Genomic DNA, 15,478 nt, shown 5'->3' on the forward strand with positions numbered 1-15,478 from the left:
TTGAGCGCAGATCTCACACCACGCGGTGACCTCCGTGCCTCGGACGCCGATCGCGACGCCGTCGCACGCCGACTCGCCACCGCGCTCTCGGAAGGGCGGCTGGACCTCCAGGAGTACCAGGGCCGGCTCGACTCCGCGATGGGCGCCGTCACGGTGGGCGAACTCGCGCCGCTGACGGCGGACATCCCCGACCCGGACGCACCCGCCGACGGCCCCGTCGACCTCGCCGACACCGGCAAGCGCCACGCCCCGCCGGCGAGGCGGCGCAGCGACGGGTGGCGCACCTGGGCGGGCGCAGCGGTGGTCATGATCGGCATCTGGCTGTTCACCAGCATCGCCTCGGCCGACTTCCAGCCGTTCTGGCCGCTGCTTCCGCTGGGGATCTGGGCGGCGGTGCTCGCGTCCTCGTCGGGCGGCTGCCGCCGCTGATACCCGGGGGCTTGGGCCCGCCGGCGCATCGCCCTGCCCCCTGCCGGGCGCTAAGCCGCTTTTCTCCGGCGCGTGCGCGGCGTATCGTGAAAGTCCCATCATCGTGCGGCAGGGGGTGGGCATTGGACGACGAACGCGTCCCGGAAAGCCGGATGCGCGCTTCGGACGCCGACCGCGATGCCTGCGCCGAACGTCTCGCCACCGCGCTCCAAGAAGGCCGACTCGACCTCGCCGAGTACGAACGCCGGTTGGACGAGGCGATGAGCGCCGTGGTCATCGGGCAGCTGCGGACGCTGACCGCGGACCTTCCGGAGCCTCCACCGCCGGCCGAACGCGACGTCGGCGAGCCCGCGGCCGTGGGCGCCGGCCGCGCCGCCCTGGTATCGCCGTGGAAAGACTGGGTAGACGAGTGGCGATGGTGGCTCGGCGGCGCCGTCATCATGACCGCTATCTGGGGCGTCACCAGCATCATGGGCGGCGACCTGGTGCCGTACTGGCCCCTGGTGCCGCTGGGGATCTGGGCCGCGATCCTGGTCGCCGCCGCCATCTGGCCCGACGAAAGCTCCGGGTCACGCAGATGAGCGTCACCACTCCGGGTGGAGGGATCGACGAGCATGGACGATCAACAGTTGCCCCCCGACCAGATGCGGGCAGCCGATTCCGACCGCGATGCCTGCGCCGAACGCCTGGCCATCGCTCTGAAGGAAGGGCGACTGGACCTCGAGGAGTACCAGGACCGCCTTAACACCGCCATGCGCGCCAAGACCATGGGAGAGCTGTGGCCGCTCACCCGCGACCTCCCGGAGCCGCCCGCGGTCCCCGAGCCGGCCGAGCTTCCCGCGCACAGCGGCAGGCACGGCAGCCCGGAGTGGCGCGAGCGGCTGGAGCCCTGGAGGGGGCTGGCCGCGATGTCGGTGATCCTGATCGGGATCTGGGGCGTCACCAGCATCATCGCCACCGAGCCGCTGCTGTTCTGGCCCATGATCCCCATCGGGTTCATGTTCCTGTTCACCCTGGCCGGCGCGATCGCCGGCAACCCCGGCGAACGGCACCGTGACTGACGCCGACGCCGATGCCCGGGCCGTATCCCGGCGCCGGCTCAGCCCGCCGCGTGCAGCCAGCGCACAGGGGCGCCGTCGCCCGCGTAGCGGAACGGCTCCAGCTCCTCGTCCCACACCCGGCCGGTGAGCCGGTCGAGCTCGGCGTGGAGGTCGACGCCCTCTTGAGCCTGGGCGCGCTCCATGGCGTTGCGCAGGCGGGACTCGGAGATCATCACCTCGCCCGCGGCGCTGGTGACGGCGGTGAAGATGCCCAAGGTAGGCGTGTAGCTGTACCGGACGCCGTCACAGCCGGGAGTGGCCTCCTCGGTGACCTCGTAGCGCAGCTTCTGCCAACCGTTGAGTGCCGATGCGATGGCACCCGAGGTGCCCGGAGCCCCCTGCCAGTTCAGCTCGGCGCGGTGAGCGCCGGGAGCCGCGGGTTGGGCACTCCAGTCGAGTTTCACAGGCACGCCAACCACACCCGCGACCGCCCACTCGACGTGTGGGCACAGCGCCGCAGGCGCGGAGTGGACGTACAAGACGCCACGTGCGGACACCGAACCTCCTGATACGAACGAGTGCGCTTCCCCGACGCCCTCGTACCCGAAGAGGAGCTGTCCGTCCTGGATTTTCCTGCCACCCTATTGTGCCCCATCGGCACCATCGGCACCAGGTCCACCATGATCGGATCCGGTGTTTCCCCCGCTTCCCCTCAGACGAGCGGCTACTGTTGCCGTGCGCGCGAGGCGGGAGCTGAGAGTCTACTGGGGGTGCAGGTGGCTGACCAGTCCTACGCCGAGGTCTCGACGGGCGAGCTGGTGAAGCGCGCATTGAGCGACGACGGCACGGCGTGGGAGGCGCTGATCGACAGATTCGCCGTGCGGGTGCGCGCCGTCGTACGCAGCCACGGACTGTCCCCGCATGACGCTCAGGACGCCGAACAGACCGTGTGGTCGAACCTGGCCGAGCACCTCTCCCGCATCCGCACCCCGGAAAGCGTCGGCCCCTGGCTCGCGACCACTACCCAGCGCGAGTGCGGCAAACTGCGGCGGCTGGCCCGGCGCGCCCCGCCCTCCGCCCCCGAGCGGCTGGACTCCGTCGACCACCGCAGCCCCGAGGCCCTCGCCATGGCCGCCGAGCGGGACCGCCTGGTGCGCAGCGCCATCGCGGCCCTGCACGAACCCGACCGGACGGTGGCGGTGCTGGAGCTGCACGCCCCGCGCTCGCCGGCGGCCGACGTCGCCGAGTTCGCGGGTCTCTGCGTCGACGAGGTCGCGGCGGTCCGGCGCCGCGTCCGGCGGCGGCTGCAGCGCATGCTCGTCGAGCAGGGGTACGGGGCCGAACCCGCGGCGGACGCGCGTCCCCGCCCCGACACCGGCCGGAAACCGCCGGGGGGCGAAGCGGCCCGCGGCGGCGGTGCGGGGCGGCGCCGCCGACCGGACGCGGCGGCAGGGCCGGACCGGCGCCAGGAGGGATCAGCATGAAGGGCAGCGACAGCGCAGGCCGGCTCCGCCGTCCCGGCCGCGCCGAGGAGGAGGGCGAGCCCGCTGTGGACCGCCTCATCGCGGAGTTGGAGGCCGAGCACGGGCCGTACGGGCCGGTGGGCGGCGCGGTGCGCGCGGCGGCCCGAGCGGCCTACGCGGCGCGCCGCGACGACGCGGTGCTGACCGAGATCGGCGACGACTCCGTATCCGCCGCGCACACACGCGTCCGCGACTCCGCCGTCCTCGCCGGAGAACCCCGCTACCTGCGCTTCGACGCTCCGCAGGCGAGCGTGGGCCTGGAGGTCACCGTGCTCGACGAGGACCGCCTGCTGGTCGGCCGCATCGACCCGCCCGGCCCCACCGAGGCCGAGATCCGCACCGCGCAGGGCAGCGCCTGGACCCCCGTCGACGAGCACGGCGCCTTCGTCGCCCCCGCCGTCCCCGCCGGCCCGATCAGCCTCGTCCTCCACCACCCCGACGACCGCCCGGTGGCCACCCCCTGGCTCACGATCTGAGCGCCCGGGTGGGGCGTTCTGGCGTCGAGGAGCGAGGGTCGAGGGTGGCGCGGAAGCCTTGTGAGCGATCACAAGTGACCACAGGTACAAGATCGGCGCCCCTTAGGCGCCTGATGCGGGGTTTCTGATCTCCGATGCCCCGGTTTGTCCGCTTGGGTGCCGCACCGCACCCCGCCCTCGGCGGCGACACCGGGGCACGGAAGTCGGACATAGGTGACCTATAAGGCGACGGTGGGGCGACGAGATGCGCTGCGCGATCGCGCGGGTGGCCTCCGGCCGCGGGTCGGGCGATCCGGTGTGCCGTTTGATCCGGATTTGCCCGGAGTGCGGGGGCACCGACGCGGCCCGCGCGACCCGAACCGGCGATGATCATGGCGTTTGTACCGGAATCCGCGTCCGAAGCGCTACATCCGCGCACCTCGTGGCGCCCCGGCCGCCCCCTGCGCCACCACAGGCGTGGCATTTCAGGACAGACCGCCCTCGACATGTTGCGCATCCCGGAAGATTCGGCGGGCCGGTGCACCGCGTGACAACACCGCGCGCCAACCGCGGGGTTCGTCGCCCCACCCGAAGCGATATGTCCCGGATCTCCCCGGTCCGGCAACCGCCCGCGCACTGACCGCCGGCCGGACCCGCCGCTGAACCGTCGCCGCCCTCGCCGGACGCCGCACCGGCGAGCCCCCGGACCGATCCGCGCGGGCTGAGCCACCCCCGCCCCTGCTGCTGGAACCGGGGATTGGGGCGGTCCCCGCGACGCGGTTCCGGCTGCGACGTCAGCGGGCGGGATGTCTGCTTGGCGGTGGTGCGTCCCACGCCCTTACCGGGGCGAATCCGGCAGGCCCGTCCTTCGCACTACACAACCGGGTAACCGGGTCCGTACCGTCGGTCTCGCTGCGCACCGGAGTCGGCGGGCGGCGACCGGTCTCCCCTCCCCCTTCCGCGGCGCGCTCCCGCACCGACGGCGAAAGGCACTCCCCCATGGCCCCTGGGCGACTCGACGGCGTCCGCCACCCGGTGACACTCGTCGCGCAAGATCCCCGCCTGGCTCGGCGCCGCGCCGAGCAGGTCCTCGATGCCCCCTGCGACCCGACGACCCGCTCGATCGCCCTGCGGATGCTCGGCGCGGCCCGTCGCGAACTCGGCGATCCCGCCGCGGGCGAGCGCCTGCTGCGCCAATCGGCCGCCGTCGCGGCCCGCGCGGGCGACGCCGAGCACGCGGCCCACGCCCGCGCCTCCCGGCTGGGCGTGCTCGCCCTGCGCGGCAGCGGCGGCCTGGCCGCCGCCGCGCTGGCCCGGTTGAGCGCCGACACCGGTTCGGCCCGCGCCATGGTGGCGACCCACCACGGGGTGGCCGCCGCCCAGCAGGGCCGGTTCACCGCGGCGATCGCCGGCTTCGACGCCGCCCTGGCCCTGCTCGACGGCGATGCGGACGGGCACCTGCTGCCGGGGGTGCTGAGCAATCGCGGGCTCGCCCTGATGTACGCCGGCCGGCTGGAGGAGTCCGCCGCGGACCTGGCCGGCGCCCTGCGCCGCGCGGGTGAGGGCGGGCAGGATTCGCTGCGCGGCGTCGCGCTGCAGAACCTCGGCTGCCTGGCGGTGCGCACCGGCGACCTCGCCCGCGCCATCTCGTGCTTCTCCGCGGCCGAACGCCTGGTGCCGCCGCAGCGGCTCCTTTCCCTGCACCTGGATCACGCCGATGCGCTGGTGGCGGCGGGGATGCACCGCGAGGCGGCCCGGCTGCTGGGCGGGCTGTCGGCCGCCGCCGCAGGCGGCGACCGCCCCGTCGCCGATGCCGTGACCGCGGGGCTGCTGCAGGCCAAGGTGCGTCTGGCACGCGGCGACACCGGCGGCGCGCGCGGCCTCGCCCGGCGATTGCGCCGCGGCTTTCCGGCCGATTCGCTGTGGGCCGAGCTCGCCCGGCTGCTGGAGTGGTCCGCCCACCACAGCGCGGTGCCCCTGCAGCGGTCCGGGCCGCCGCGCCTCGTCCGGCCCACCGGGGCACGCGGACGCCGGGCGGCCGAACACCGCGCTACCGCCGACGCCCGGACCGAACCGGCCGGCCCGCCTTCCCGCGCCGACCGCGCGTCTCGGCGCGGGCCCGGGGACGACCCGCCGCCCGCATGGGCCGAGACCGGCTGCGCGGCCACCGCGGAAACCGCGACGGCGCTGGCCCACTGCGTGCACAGCGCCCCGGTCGCATCGCCGTCGGCCACACTGCCCGGCGCAGACGAAACCGCGGCGCTGCGCGCCCTGGCCCGCGGCGACCACCGGGCGGCCCGCGGGCAGCTCCTCCACCGCCCCGGCCGACTGCGCCCTGCGCGGCACCTGGAGCTGCTCGTGCACGCCCGCGCCCATCGGCGGGAGGTGGCCGCGGCGGGCGCGCGGCGGGCGCTGCGCGAGGGCGACGCGGCCGCGGCGCTGGAGTGGGTGGAGTTCGCGGCGGCCCCGACCGCTCCGCCGGGCCCGTGCCGCAACCGCGCGTGGCTGGACCTGCTCGACCGCTGCCGGACGGCGCATCTCCGAGCCGGCGTCGACCCGGCCGCGCGGCGCGAGCTGTCCGCGATCGCCGACGGCCTCGGCGTCGCCCAGTGGCACGCCGAGTGCATGACGGCCGACGAGGGCGCGGACACGGGTTGGGACCTCCCCGCGGGCGCAGCGCTGGCCGAGCATCTGGCGGGCCGCGCGTTCGTCCGCTACATCCGCGTCCACGGAGCCGACGCCGCGATCACCGTCGTCGACGGCAGGACGCGGGTGCATCCGCTCCCGCCGGCGGCCGCGGTCGAGGACGCCGCGGCCAAACTGGCCTACGCGGCCCGCGCCCGGGTCCTGGCCGGTGAGCGCCGCCGGGGCGCGGGCGACGGCGTCGCACCGGCGGCCGAGCTGGTCGAGCGCCTGCTGGTCGCCCCCCTGGCCGAGGCGGTCGGGGACCGCCCGCTGGTGGTGGTGCCGGCGCCCTCGGCGCAGGCGCTGCCGTGGGGCCTGCTGCCGAGGATGCGGGGACGCGAGGTCAGCGTCGTACCGTCCGGCCGCGCGTGGCTGGCCCGCCGGGGCGCTCGGCGGCGCGGCGGCGATCCGGCGCCGCCGCGCACGCTCCTCGTCGCGGGCGAGGCCCCCGATGGGGCTGCCGGGGAGATCCGCTGCCTGGAGTCGGTGTATCCGCAGGCGGCGGTGCTGCGGGGACCGCAGGTGCGGGTGGCGGAGGTGCTGCGCGGTCTGGAGCGTGCCGACACCGCCCATCTGGCCGCGCACGGCTCGGCGTCGGCGCAGAACCCGATGCTCGCGGGCGTGCTGCTGGCGGACGGACCGCTGTTCGCCTACGACGTCGAGCGCCTGTCACGGGTACCGCGGGTGACCGTCCTGTCCTCGTGCTGGGTGGGCGGCTCGGTCCCGGCCGCCTCCGGGGCGCCGCTGGGGATGGCCGCGTCCCTGCTGGCGATGGGCGCGGAGGTGGTGGTCGCCGGGGTGCTGCCGGTCAGCGACCACGGCATCGCCGCCGCCATGCCGGCCTTCCACGCGGCGCTGCGCGCGGGCGCGCCCCCGGCGCGCGCCGTGGCCGACCATCTCGCCGAAGCGGGCTTCATCTGCTACGGAGCGGGCTGAGAGTGCTGCGCCGCGGTTTCGGCGCGCACCTCCCGGACACGGGCCCGGATCGCATGGTCTAGCGTGCGGATATGGACCACGATGCCGCACCTCCTCCCGTCGACCCGTTCGCCGGCGGCTCCGGGGAGCCGCGCCTGTTCACACTGGCCGAGGCGCGCGACCTCATGCCGCAGGTGCACCGCAAGGCCGATGAGCTCGTCACCCTGCGCGCGGACCTCGCCGAACTCGCCGCCGACCTCAGCGGCGGCGAGTCGGCGCTGGGCGGACGCGCCGAGCTGAAGGCGGCCGAGGCCCGGTTGACCGAGCTGCAGAGCTGGTTCATGGACAACGGCATCGAGGTCAAGGGGATCGCTCCGCTGCTCATCGATTTCCCCGCCCTGCTCGACGGCGTCTCGGTGCGGCTGTGCTGGCTCGAAGGCGAGCCCGAGCTCGCCTGGTACCACCGCACCGACCTCGGCTTCGTCGCCCGGCGCCCGCTGCCCGAGCAGACGTCGCCGTTCTAAGGGGCCGGTCCGGCCGCGCGGCCGGTGTGCGCTGCGGCGCCCCTGCTCAGCGGGCGATTAGACCACCCGGCGCGGGGATAGTGGACGCGCATGAGTGAGAACCATCCCGAGGAGAACGACGTTCCGGAGGACCCGGTCAACGAGACCGCCGCGGACTGGGAGGAGGCCGGTCTGCCCGCGCAGGAGGACACCACCGAGGACCAGCCGCTGCCGGGCCGGGTGCCGACTGCGATCGACGAGAGCGGATCGACCGGCACGGAGAAGGAGTCGGGGGTTCCGCTCGAAGAGTCCGGGGAGCCCTTGGACGAGGCGCTCGCCCGCGAGGAGCCCGACGTCCCCGGCGCTCTGGGCAGCACGGCGCGTACGGCCGACGAGTTTCCGCCGCCGGGGCCGGAGAACGAGACCGGCGGGGTGCGTCCGGTCCAGCCCGACGACGGCGTCCGGGAGGACGACGAGGGCACCATGATCGCCCGCGACCCCGGCGTCGACCGCCAGGCCTACAGCGCGGAGGAGAGCGCGGTCCACGAGGAGGACGAGCCTCCCGACACCGAGGAGACCGAGCTGCCCTAGGCCCGGTGCCGTTCGGCTCGCCGCGGGGCGGGTGCGGCCGCGGCCGGCAGGTCTCGCGGATCGAAGCGCTGTGCGCGGGAGCCCCGCCGGGTTCCGGCGGGGCCGGAACCCGGCGGCAGGGTGCCGCCCGAACCCGCTACCAGCCGCGGGCGCGCCACTCGGGGAGGCTGGGGCGTTCGGCGCCGAGCGTGGTGTCCTTGCCGTGGCCGGGGTAGACCCACGTCTGGTCGTCGAGGACCGCGAACACGCGCTCCTCGACGTCGGTGATCAGCGACTGGAAGTCCGCGGGGTTGGTGGTCTTGCCGACTCCTCCGGGGAACAGGCTGTCGCCGGTGAACAGGTGGGTGCGGCCGCCGGGCTCGTCGTAGCGGAGCGCGATCGAGCCGGGCGTGTGTCCGCGCAGGTGGACGACCCGGAGCTCGGACTCCCCCACGGGGATGCGGGAGCCGTCCTCGACGGGCTCGTCGACCGAGACCGGCAGGTCCTCGGCGTCGTCGGGGTGGGCCACGGTGCGCGCGCCCGTGGTGCCGACGACCTCGGCCAGTGCGCCCCAGTGGTCGGGATGGCGGTGGGTGGTGATGGCGCGGGCCAGGCCGCCCTCGCCGATGAGTTCGAGGATGCGGTCGGCCTCGGCGGCCGCGTCGATGAGCACCGCCTCGCCGGTGCGGCGGCACCGGAGCAGGTAGGCGTTGTTGTCCATGGGGCCCACAGCGAGCTTGCTGATGGTGAGCTCGGGCAGTTCACGTACGTCGGCGGGTCCGCCGACCCGCGTATCTCCTGAGTAAGTCACGTCGTCCATTACAGCACCCAACTCGGGGATCTCTTCTCCAGGAATGCCGCGCGGCCCTCGGCCGCGTCCTCGCCGGCGAAGTACTCGGCGGAGATCTCGCCCATGCGGGCGAACTCGGCGGTGCGCTGCTCCGGCGGGACGGCGCCGGCGCGCGCCAGCAGTCCCTTGGTCGCGTTCAGCGCCCGCGGCGCCGCGCGGCGGAGGCCGTCCAGGACCGCCTCGGTGGCCGAGTCGAGGTCGTCGCGGGGGACCGCGGAGGTCACCAGGCCCGCCGCGGCCGCCGTTTGGGCGTCGAAGGTCTCGCCGGTCAGGAAGTAGCGGGCGAGTTGGCGGTCGTGCATCCGCGCGGCGACGGGCACCGAGATGATCGCCGGGACGACGCCGATGCGGACCTCGCTGAAGGCGAAGGTGGCGTCCTCGGGGGCGACCGCGATGTCGGCGGCGGCGACCAGTCCGATCCCGCCCGCGCGTGCGGAGCCGTTGAGCTTGGCGACCACCGGTTTGGGCGCGTCCATGACCGCGGAGAAGAGCTCGGGCATGCCCGGCGCCGATACCGGCGGCGGATTGCCGGCCCGCTCGGCGGCGACCTCCTTGAGGTCGGCGCCCGCGCAGAAGGCGGGCCCCTCGCCCGTGAGCAGCACCGCGCGCACGGAGTCGTCCGCCATCGCCGCCGCCAGTTCGGCGGCGAGCCCGGCGCGCAGGCGCGCCGAGAGGGCGTTGCGGTTGGCCGGGGAGTCCAGGGTGATTACGGCTATCCCCCGCTCGGTGGTGCGGCGCACCGGCGGCCGGGGCTCGTCGGCCGCGCCGCCGCCCGCGCTCCGGGCGGCGGCCTGCGCCGATGCGCCGTCGTACTGCTCCGCCATGTCTCGGCGGCCCCTTTCCTTGTTCTCGCGGTTCTCGCGCATTCCGCGGTGTTGCCGGTTCCGTGGTCGTCTCTGTGGCGGCGGCCGGGCGCGCGGTGCGGCGGGTCCGCCGCGCGGGGGCGTCACCCGATCCGGTCCGCCGGAACTCTCACCCGCCGCGCTCGCCCGTGCTGCGGCGCAGGTCCCGCAATGCCCGCAGGGCGCCGTCGGCGTGGACCTGCATGCGCAGTTCGCTGCGGACGACGTGCACGATGCGCCGGTCGGTACCGATGACGAACGTGGCGCGGCGGGTCGGCGACAGCGCGGCCAGCGGGCCGCCGCGGCGGACGCCGTAGCTGCGCGCGACGGCGCCGTCGGGGTCGGACAGCAGTGGGAAGTCGAAGGCGTTCTTGTCGGCGAAGGCGCGCTGGGTGTCGACCGCGTCGGCGCTGACGCCCACACGCCGCGCCCCCAGTTCGGCGAACTCCGCGGCGAGGTCGCGGAAGCGGCAGCTCTCGGCCGTGCAGCCGGGGGTCATGGCCGCCGGGTAGAAGAACAGCGCGACCGGCCCCTCGGCCAGGAATCCGCTCAAGGTGCGGGCGGTGCCGTCCTGGTCGGGCAGCTCGAAGTCGGGGGCGGGGTCTCCGATGTCCACGCCAGCCACCTTAGATCCTCGGCCCGGTCGACTGAAGCGGCTCCTGGAGCGGCTGTGGACAGGCCCGCGCCTTCAGGCCGCGGTGGCGACCCGCAGGAGCGGCACGCGCAGTTCGGCGGCGGTCAGCGAGCCGTGGTGGCCGACGAGCGTGCTCAGCGTGCGTTCGGACTCGGGCGCGACCAGGGCGGTGGCCCCGCGCGCCAGGGCGATGACGTCGCCGATCCGCGGCCGCACCGCGTCGTCGACCTCCCCGAACAGGCCCCGGGCCAGCGCCTCGTCGCGGGTGAGGACCAGGGCGCGCTCGCCCAGGAGCTCGCGCCAGGCGTCGGCGACGTCGGAGGCGGCGCCCTCGCGGGTGTAGACCTGCCGGGCGCGCGGTTCGCCCGCGCGCAGGCGCACCCCCGCGTTGAACGCGGGTTCGGTCTCGATGTCGATGCGGGTCTGGGGCGCGGTGTCGACCATGCCGTGGTCGGCGGTGATGTAGAGGGCGGTGTCGGGCGGCAGGGAGTCGGCGATCTGCTCGGCGAGACGGTCGACGTAGCCCAGGTGCAGCCGCCAGTACGGGGAGTCGACGCCGCAGACGTGGCCGAAGGAGTCCAGGTCGGAATGGTAGACGAAGGCCAGGACCCGGTCGTCGCCGGCCAGCGCCTCGCCGGCGCGCACGGCCAGCTCGGTGATGCTGTCGGCGCCGACGTAGCGGCTGCCGCGCGCGGAGGCGCGGCTCAGCCCGCTGCCCCGGTAGGCGTCGGCGGCGATGTAGGCGGTGCGCACGCCCGCGCGCTCGGCGCGCTCATAGGCGGTGGCGTGCGGTTGCCAGTCCTCCGGAACGATCTCGGGGTCGCCCCACCGCAGCTGGTTCAGCAGGCGCTCGGTGCCGGGGATGGCCACCTGGTAGCCGACGACGCCGTGGTGGCCGGGCGCCAGACCGGTGCCCACGGTGGTGAGGCTGGTGGCGGTGGTCGTGGGGCACCCGGCGGCGATGGGGCGGCCGGAGTCCAGCAGCCCGGCCAGGAAGGGGGCGTGCGCCCGGTTCTCGCGCAGCAGTTCCCAGCCCATGCCGTCGACGAGCAGTACGCAAGCTCGCCGCGTGGGCGGCAGCCCCAGCGGGTCGGGCTCGCCGGGCACACCCAGCGACGCCAGGACCGAGGGGGTCAGCGCTGCCAGCGACGCGTCGTAGCGGGGAGCGTCGAGGTCGTCGATCTCTGCGGGCACGGGCGGTCGCCTCTCGCTGGTCGCCTGCTTGCCGGGGCGGCGGCCGGGCGCCCGGCCGCCGGTCCTCGCGCGGATCGCCGATCGGGCCGGGCGGGCCCGGCGGCCGCGCACGTCCGCGCGTTCGCGGTCAGGTGCCGGTGGCCTCGCACAGCACGTCGGTGAAGTGGATCAGATTGGCCACGGAGTCGGAGCCGTCGGCGGTCTGGCTGACCCGCACGGTCAGCGGCTCGGCGGTGATGGCGCCGGTGTAGCCGTGGTCGAGCTCGCAGGACTCGTCGTTGCAGGAGGCCGGCTCCAGGTCGATGTTGGCGATCGCCCCGGGGCTCACGCCGAGCCCGATGCTCAGCACGGCCTCGTTGGGCAGGGTGCCGGGCACGTAGTTGGCGGGATCGGAGACCACGCGGGTGAGCGCCACCGACTGGATGTTGCCCAGCCGGATGGCGTCGGTGGTGGTGGATGCGTGCGGGCGGCTCCCCGCTTCGGCGGGCGGGTGTTCGTCGGTGTGGCAGACCAGGAGCCGGGTCGGGGTCAGCAGCAGCACGGTGATGTGCCGCCGCATCTCCAGAGCGGGGTCGAAGGTGGCCTCATGGTGCACCACGAAGGCCTCGGCCTCCTCGTCGCCGAGCGCTGTGGCGAGAGCGTCGATGACCAGGGCCGGGTAGTAGCCGCTGCGCTCGATCTCCGAGCGCCAGTCGGTGGAGACGGCACGCGTTTTCCTCATGCTTCCATCCTGCCTTCTCCTCAGGACGGATCGCACCCGCATGCCGCGGTGGATCGCGGGCCGCCCGGCCTCCGCGCCGCGGGCCGGGGAGGTGGAAAGCCCGGCGATAGCGGGTAGTCCTCGTGGCATGTACGCAACCGTGCCTCCCGTACCGGCACCTCCCGAGCCCGGCGGCCCGCCGCTGCCCGAGCCGGGGCCGCTGCCGCCCGACCCCGATCCGGATCCCGAGCCCGGCCCGGGTCCGGGGCCCGGGCCGCTGCCGCCCGATCCGGAGCCCCAGCCCGAACCGGCCTGACCCGGCCCGGCCGGGCCGGCGGAGGGCTCCGTACGCGGCCCGGCGCCCGCCGGCGGCCCTTCCGCGGCACCCTGCTAGAACGTCACGTTGCGCAGCCGCCGCGGCCCGGAGTCCAGGCGCCGGTCGGGCGGCTCCCGCAGCCACACGCGGGCCCCCAGCACATGGGCGCCCGTGGAGTTGACGATCACCGGGTCCAGCTCGATGTGGGCGACCTCGGGGAAGGCGTCGACCAGCCGGGAGACCCGTACCAGTGTCTCCTCCAGCGCCTCGACGTCGGGCTGCTCGGCCAGGCTGGTGGCGCCCGCGGGCAGGCCGAACAGCAGCGGCGCCGCGCGCACCGCGTGCACCAGGTCGGAGGCGTCGGTGTCGGTGAGCGGGGCCAGCCGGAACGCGCGGTCGTCGAGCAGTTCCGCGGTCACGTCGGCCAGTCCGAAACCGACGACCGAGCCGAACGAGAGGTTCTCGCCCGCACGGATGACCGTGGGCACGCCCGGGACGACCATGGGCTGCACGACCAGCCTGGCGTCGGACCCGAGGCGGTCGTCGAGCGCGGTGAAGGCGCCGGCCACGTCGCCGGCCGAGTACAGGTCGGCGCGGATGCCGCTGCCGCCCGCACGCAGCCGCAGGTCGGGGGCGTTGGCCTTGAGCACCACCGGGTAGCCCAGCCGCTCAGCGGCCTCCACCGCCTCCTGCTCGCTGTGCACCGGGATGTAGGGCACCGCGTCGATGCCGTAGCACGACAGCAGCGCATAGGCGGTCTCACGGTCGGCGGCCGACTCCTCACTGCCCACGGGCTCACTGGTGAACCAGACGGTCTGGCTGTCCTGCGCCGAATCGCTCTTGGCCAGCGCCTCGTCCACGATGGCCCTGGCCCGCGCGCCGTCGATGTCGGCCAGTTCGGGGTGGCGGCCGCTCTCGCGCCGGCGCCACAGCGCATAGCGGGTGGCGTGCGCCAGGGCGCGCACGGCGTCCTCGGGTGCGGGGTAGGAGGGGATGGACCCCGCGGCGGTCTCGCCGTTCTCGCCGATCTGCCGCAGTTCGGCGGGCAGCCCCTGGTAGCCGAGGTAGGTGGTGACGATCGGTTTGTCCGCGGCGGCGGCCTTGGCCCGCATGACCTCGGCGACGTCGTCGGAGATGGGCGTGAGCGCGGGGATGAACACCACAACCACGGCGTCCACGCCGTCGTCGGCCAGCGCGGCGGTCAGCGCCCGGTCGAAGTCCTCGGCGGTGGCGCTGGGGCCCAGGGCCACCGGATCGCGGGGCTTGAGGCCCTGGCGCAAGCAGGCGTCCTTGACCAGCAGGCCCAGCGAGTCGGAGTTGCCGACGATGCCCACCTTGGGGCCGGCGGGCAGCGGCTGGTAGGCGAAGAGCTGGGCGACGTCGAACATCTGGGTGATGTCGTCCACGCGCACCACCCCGGCCTGCTCGAACAGCGAGGTGACCGCGTAGTCGGGCAGCGAGAGCGCTCCGGCCGCGTGCCCGCTGGGCACGCCCTGGGACGAGCCGCCGCTGCGCACGGCCACCACCGGCTTCTGCTTGGCCAGCCGGCGGGCCAGGCGGGTGAACTTGCGCGGGTTGCCCAGCGACTCCAGGTACTGCAGCACGACCTTGGTGGCGGGGTCCTCCTGCCAGTACTGCACGAGGTCGTTTCCGGAGACGTCGGCCCGGTTGCCCGCCGAGACGAAGGTCGACAGGCCCATGCCGCGCTCGGCGACGCGCTGCAGGATCGCGCGGCCCAGCGCACCGGACTGGGAGAAGAACCCGATGGGCCCGCGCGGCGGCACGTAGGGCGCGAGGGTGGCGTTGAGGGAGACCTCCGGGTCGGTGTTGGCGATGCCCAGGCAGTTGGGGCCGATCACGCGCATCCCGGCGGCGCGCGCGGTCGTCACCAGCCGGTCCTGGCGCTCGCGGCCCTCGGGCCCGGCCTCGCCGAATCCGGAGCTGACCACGACCAGCCCGTGCACGCCCTTCTGCGCGCACTCCTCGACCACGTCGGTGACCATGTCGGCGCGCACGGCCACCACCGCGAGGTCCACCGAGTCGGGCACGTCGAGGATGCCGGCGTAGGCGCGCACGCCCGCGACCGCCTTGGCCGTGGGGTGCACGGGGTAGACCGGCCCCTGGAAGTCGCCGGCCAGCAGGTTGCGCAGCACCGACTGGCCGATGGTGTGGGCGGTGCGGCTGGCGCCGATGACCGCGACCGAACCGGGGAAGAGCAGCCGCGCGATGGAGCGGGACTCGGCGCGCTGCTCGCGGGCGCGCATGACCTCCTGGGCGTCGTGGGTGGGCTCCAGATCCAGGGTGAGGCGGATGACGCCCTCGTCGAAGGACTGCTGGGCGGTGTACCCGGCCTCGCGGAACACGTTGGTCATGCGCCGGTTCTCCGGCAGCACGTCGGCGATGAAGCGGCGCACGCCCCGCTCCAGAGCGGCCGCGGCGATGTGCTCCAGCAGCACCGAGGCGAGCCCGCGGCCCTGGTGGGCGTCCTCGACGACGAAGGCGACCTCGGCCTCGTCGGGGGCCACCTTGTCGTAGCGCACCACCGCCACCATGACGTCGGAGATGGTGGCGATCAGCGCCACGCGGTTGTCGTAGTCGACGTTGGTGAAGCGCTCCACGTCGCGCGCGGAGAGCTTGGGGTAGGGCGCGAAGAAGCGGTAGTAGATGGTCTCCGGCGACAGGCGGCTGTGGAAGGCGCGCAGCAGCTCGGCGTCGTCGGGGGTGATCGGGCGCAGGTGCGCGGTGCCGCCGTCGGTGAGTACGACGTCAGCTTCCCAGTGGTTCGGGTATGACTGCACGGTTTGAGCCTATTCGAGTCGTCG

Annotated in this window: 16 protein-coding genes; 9 read left to right on the forward strand and 7 right to left on the reverse strand. The window is 74.7% G+C overall.

All coding sequences use genetic code 11. The features are described from left to right. The 3 genes from FZ103_RS17570 (at position 1) to FZ103_RS17580 (ending at position 1,490) form a co-directional block, all read left to right on the forward strand. Positions 1-429, forward strand: coding sequence for a DUF1707 domain-containing protein (locus tag FZ103_RS17570; protein WP_156002573.1), 429 nt, complete (start codon positions 1-3; stop codon positions 427-429). A 152-nt stretch (positions 430-581) separates the two neighbouring features. Next, on the forward strand, positions 582-1,010 hold the full coding sequence (locus FZ103_RS17575; RefSeq protein ID WP_156002574.1) for a DUF1707 domain-containing protein: 429 nt from the start codon (positions 582-584) through the stop codon (positions 1,008-1,010). Positions 1,011-1,043: 33 nt separating this feature from the next. Then, positions 1,044-1,490, forward strand: a complete 447-nt coding sequence (locus tag FZ103_RS17580; protein ID WP_156002575.1) for a DUF1707 domain-containing protein — start codon at positions 1,044-1,046, stop codon at positions 1,488-1,490. A gap of 38 nt (positions 1,491-1,528) precedes the next feature. On the opposite strand, the gene FZ103_RS17585 is transcribed toward FZ103_RS17580, so the two are convergent. Next, on the reverse strand, positions 1,529-2,026 hold the full coding sequence (locus FZ103_RS17585; protein ID WP_186356454.1) for a DUF3145 domain-containing protein: 498 nt from the start codon (positions 2,024-2,026) through the stop codon (positions 1,529-1,531). Between the two features lie 219 nt (positions 2,027-2,245). Here FZ103_RS17585 and FZ103_RS17590 point away from each other — a divergent pair, with 219 nt between their 5' ends. From FZ103_RS17590 to FZ103_RS17610, 5 genes are all read left to right on the forward strand, one after another. After that, complete coding sequence (locus FZ103_RS17590; RefSeq protein ID WP_186356455.1) at positions 2,246-2,953, forward strand: sigma-70 family RNA polymerase sigma factor; 708 nt, start codon at positions 2,246-2,248, stop codon at positions 2,951-2,953. Continuing rightward, a complete protein-coding gene (locus tag FZ103_RS17595; protein ID WP_156002577.1) occupies positions 2,950-3,468 on the forward strand; it encodes a hypothetical protein in 519 nt (172 codons plus the stop codon). Before FZ103_RS17590 ends, FZ103_RS17595 begins: the two co-directional genes overlap by 4 nt. A 978-nt stretch (positions 3,469-4,446) precedes the next feature. Continuing rightward, entirely contained in the window at positions 4,447-7,068 is a 2,622-nt protein-coding gene (locus tag FZ103_RS17600) for a CHAT domain-containing protein (RefSeq protein ID WP_156002578.1), read from the forward strand. Between the two features lie 71 nt (positions 7,069-7,139). After that, on the forward strand, positions 7,140-7,571 hold the full coding sequence (locus FZ103_RS17605) for a DUF2203 domain-containing protein (protein WP_156002579.1): 432 nt from the start codon (positions 7,140-7,142) through the stop codon (positions 7,569-7,571). A gap of 90 nt (positions 7,572-7,661) precedes the next feature. Then, positions 7,662-8,141 carry a DUF5709 domain-containing protein gene (locus FZ103_RS17610; protein WP_156002580.1) on the forward strand — a complete coding sequence of 160 codons (480 nt, stop codon included), beginning with the start codon at positions 7,662-7,664 and terminating at the stop codon, positions 8,139-8,141. 136 nt (positions 8,142-8,277) lie between these two features. Here the strand turns inward: FZ103_RS17610 and FZ103_RS17615 are convergent, their stop codons facing one another. The 5 genes from FZ103_RS17615 to FZ103_RS17635 all read right to left on the reverse strand — a co-directional run bounded on the left by FZ103_RS17615 (position 8,278) and on the right by FZ103_RS17635 (position 12,361). Beyond that, positions 8,278-8,931 carry an MBL fold metallo-hydrolase gene (locus FZ103_RS17615; protein ID WP_186356456.1) on the reverse strand — a complete coding sequence of 218 codons (654 nt, stop codon included), beginning with the start codon at positions 8,929-8,931 and terminating at the stop codon, positions 8,278-8,280. 8 nt (positions 8,932-8,939) lie between these two features. Next, complete coding sequence (locus tag FZ103_RS17620) at positions 8,940-9,794, reverse strand: enoyl-CoA hydratase-related protein (protein ID WP_156002582.1); 855 nt, start codon at positions 9,792-9,794, stop codon at positions 8,940-8,942. A gap of 148 nt (positions 9,795-9,942) precedes the next feature. Continuing rightward, entirely contained in the window at positions 9,943-10,428 is a 486-nt protein-coding gene (locus tag FZ103_RS17625; protein ID WP_186356457.1) for a peroxiredoxin, read from the reverse strand. 72 nt (positions 10,429-10,500) lie between these two features. Continuing rightward, positions 10,501-11,640, reverse strand: a complete 1,140-nt coding sequence (locus tag FZ103_RS17630; protein ID WP_343233581.1) for a nucleotide pyrophosphatase/phosphodiesterase family protein — start codon at positions 11,638-11,640, stop codon at positions 10,501-10,503. A 127-nt stretch (positions 11,641-11,767) separates the two neighbouring features. After that, a complete protein-coding gene (locus FZ103_RS17635; RefSeq protein ID WP_156002583.1) occupies positions 11,768-12,361 on the reverse strand; it encodes a DUF5998 family protein in 594 nt (197 codons plus the stop codon). 127 nt (positions 12,362-12,488) lie between these two features. Here FZ103_RS17635 and FZ103_RS24925 point away from each other — a divergent pair, with 127 nt between their 5' ends. Next, positions 12,489-12,656 carry a hypothetical protein gene (locus FZ103_RS24925; protein ID WP_186356458.1) on the forward strand — a complete coding sequence of 56 codons (168 nt, stop codon included), beginning with the start codon at positions 12,489-12,491 and terminating at the stop codon, positions 12,654-12,656. 74 nt (positions 12,657-12,730) lie between these two features. On the opposite strand, the gene FZ103_RS17640 is transcribed toward FZ103_RS24925, so the two are convergent. Next, the gene (locus FZ103_RS17640; RefSeq protein WP_186356459.1) at positions 12,731-15,454 is read right to left on the reverse strand and encodes a bifunctional GNAT family N-acetyltransferase/acetate--CoA ligase family protein; all 2,724 of its coding nucleotides are present in this window, start codon (positions 15,452-15,454) and stop codon (positions 12,731-12,733) included. Positions 15,455-15,478 lie beyond the last annotated feature (24 nt).

Origin of the sequence: Streptomonospora sp. PA3 (assembly GCF_009728995.1) — a bacterium.
Lineage (GTDB): Bacteria > Actinomycetota > Actinomycetes > Streptosporangiales > Streptosporangiaceae > Streptomonospora.

What these genes read in the sequence shown, in the direction of transcription:
- FZ103_RS17575 (WP_156002574.1), top strand. Translation starts at nt 582, where the DNA reads ATGCGCGCTTCGGACGCCGACCGCGATGCCTGCGCCGAACGTCTCGCC.
- FZ103_RS17580 (WP_156002575.1), top strand. Translation starts at nt 1,044, where the DNA reads ATGGACGATCAACAGTTGCCCCCCGACCAGATGCGGGCAGCCGATTCC.
- FZ103_RS17595 (WP_156002577.1), top strand. Translation starts at nt 2,950, where the DNA reads ATGAAGGGCAGCGACAGCGCAGGCCGGCTCCGCCGTCCCGGCCGCGCC.
- FZ103_RS17600 (WP_156002578.1), top strand. Translation starts at nt 4,447, where the DNA reads ATGGCCCCTGGGCGACTCGACGGCGTCCGCCACCCGGTGACACTCGTC.
- FZ103_RS17605 (WP_156002579.1), top strand. Translation starts at nt 7,140, where the DNA reads ATGGACCACGATGCCGCACCTCCTCCCGTCGACCCGTTCGCCGGCGGC.
- FZ103_RS17610 (WP_156002580.1), top strand. Translation starts at nt 7,662, where the DNA reads ATGAGTGAGAACCATCCCGAGGAGAACGACGTTCCGGAGGACCCGGTC.
- FZ103_RS17620 (WP_156002582.1), bottom strand. Translation starts at nt 9,794, where the DNA reads ATGGCGGAGCAGTACGACGGCGCATCGGCGCAGGCCGCCGCCCGGAGC.
- FZ103_RS17635 (WP_156002583.1), bottom strand. Translation starts at nt 12,361, where the DNA reads ATGAGGAAAACGCGTGCCGTCTCCACCGACTGGCGCTCGGAGATCGAG.
- FZ103_RS24925 (WP_186356458.1), top strand. Translation starts at nt 12,489, where the DNA reads ATGTACGCAACCGTGCCTCCCGTACCGGCACCTCCCGAGCCCGGCGGC.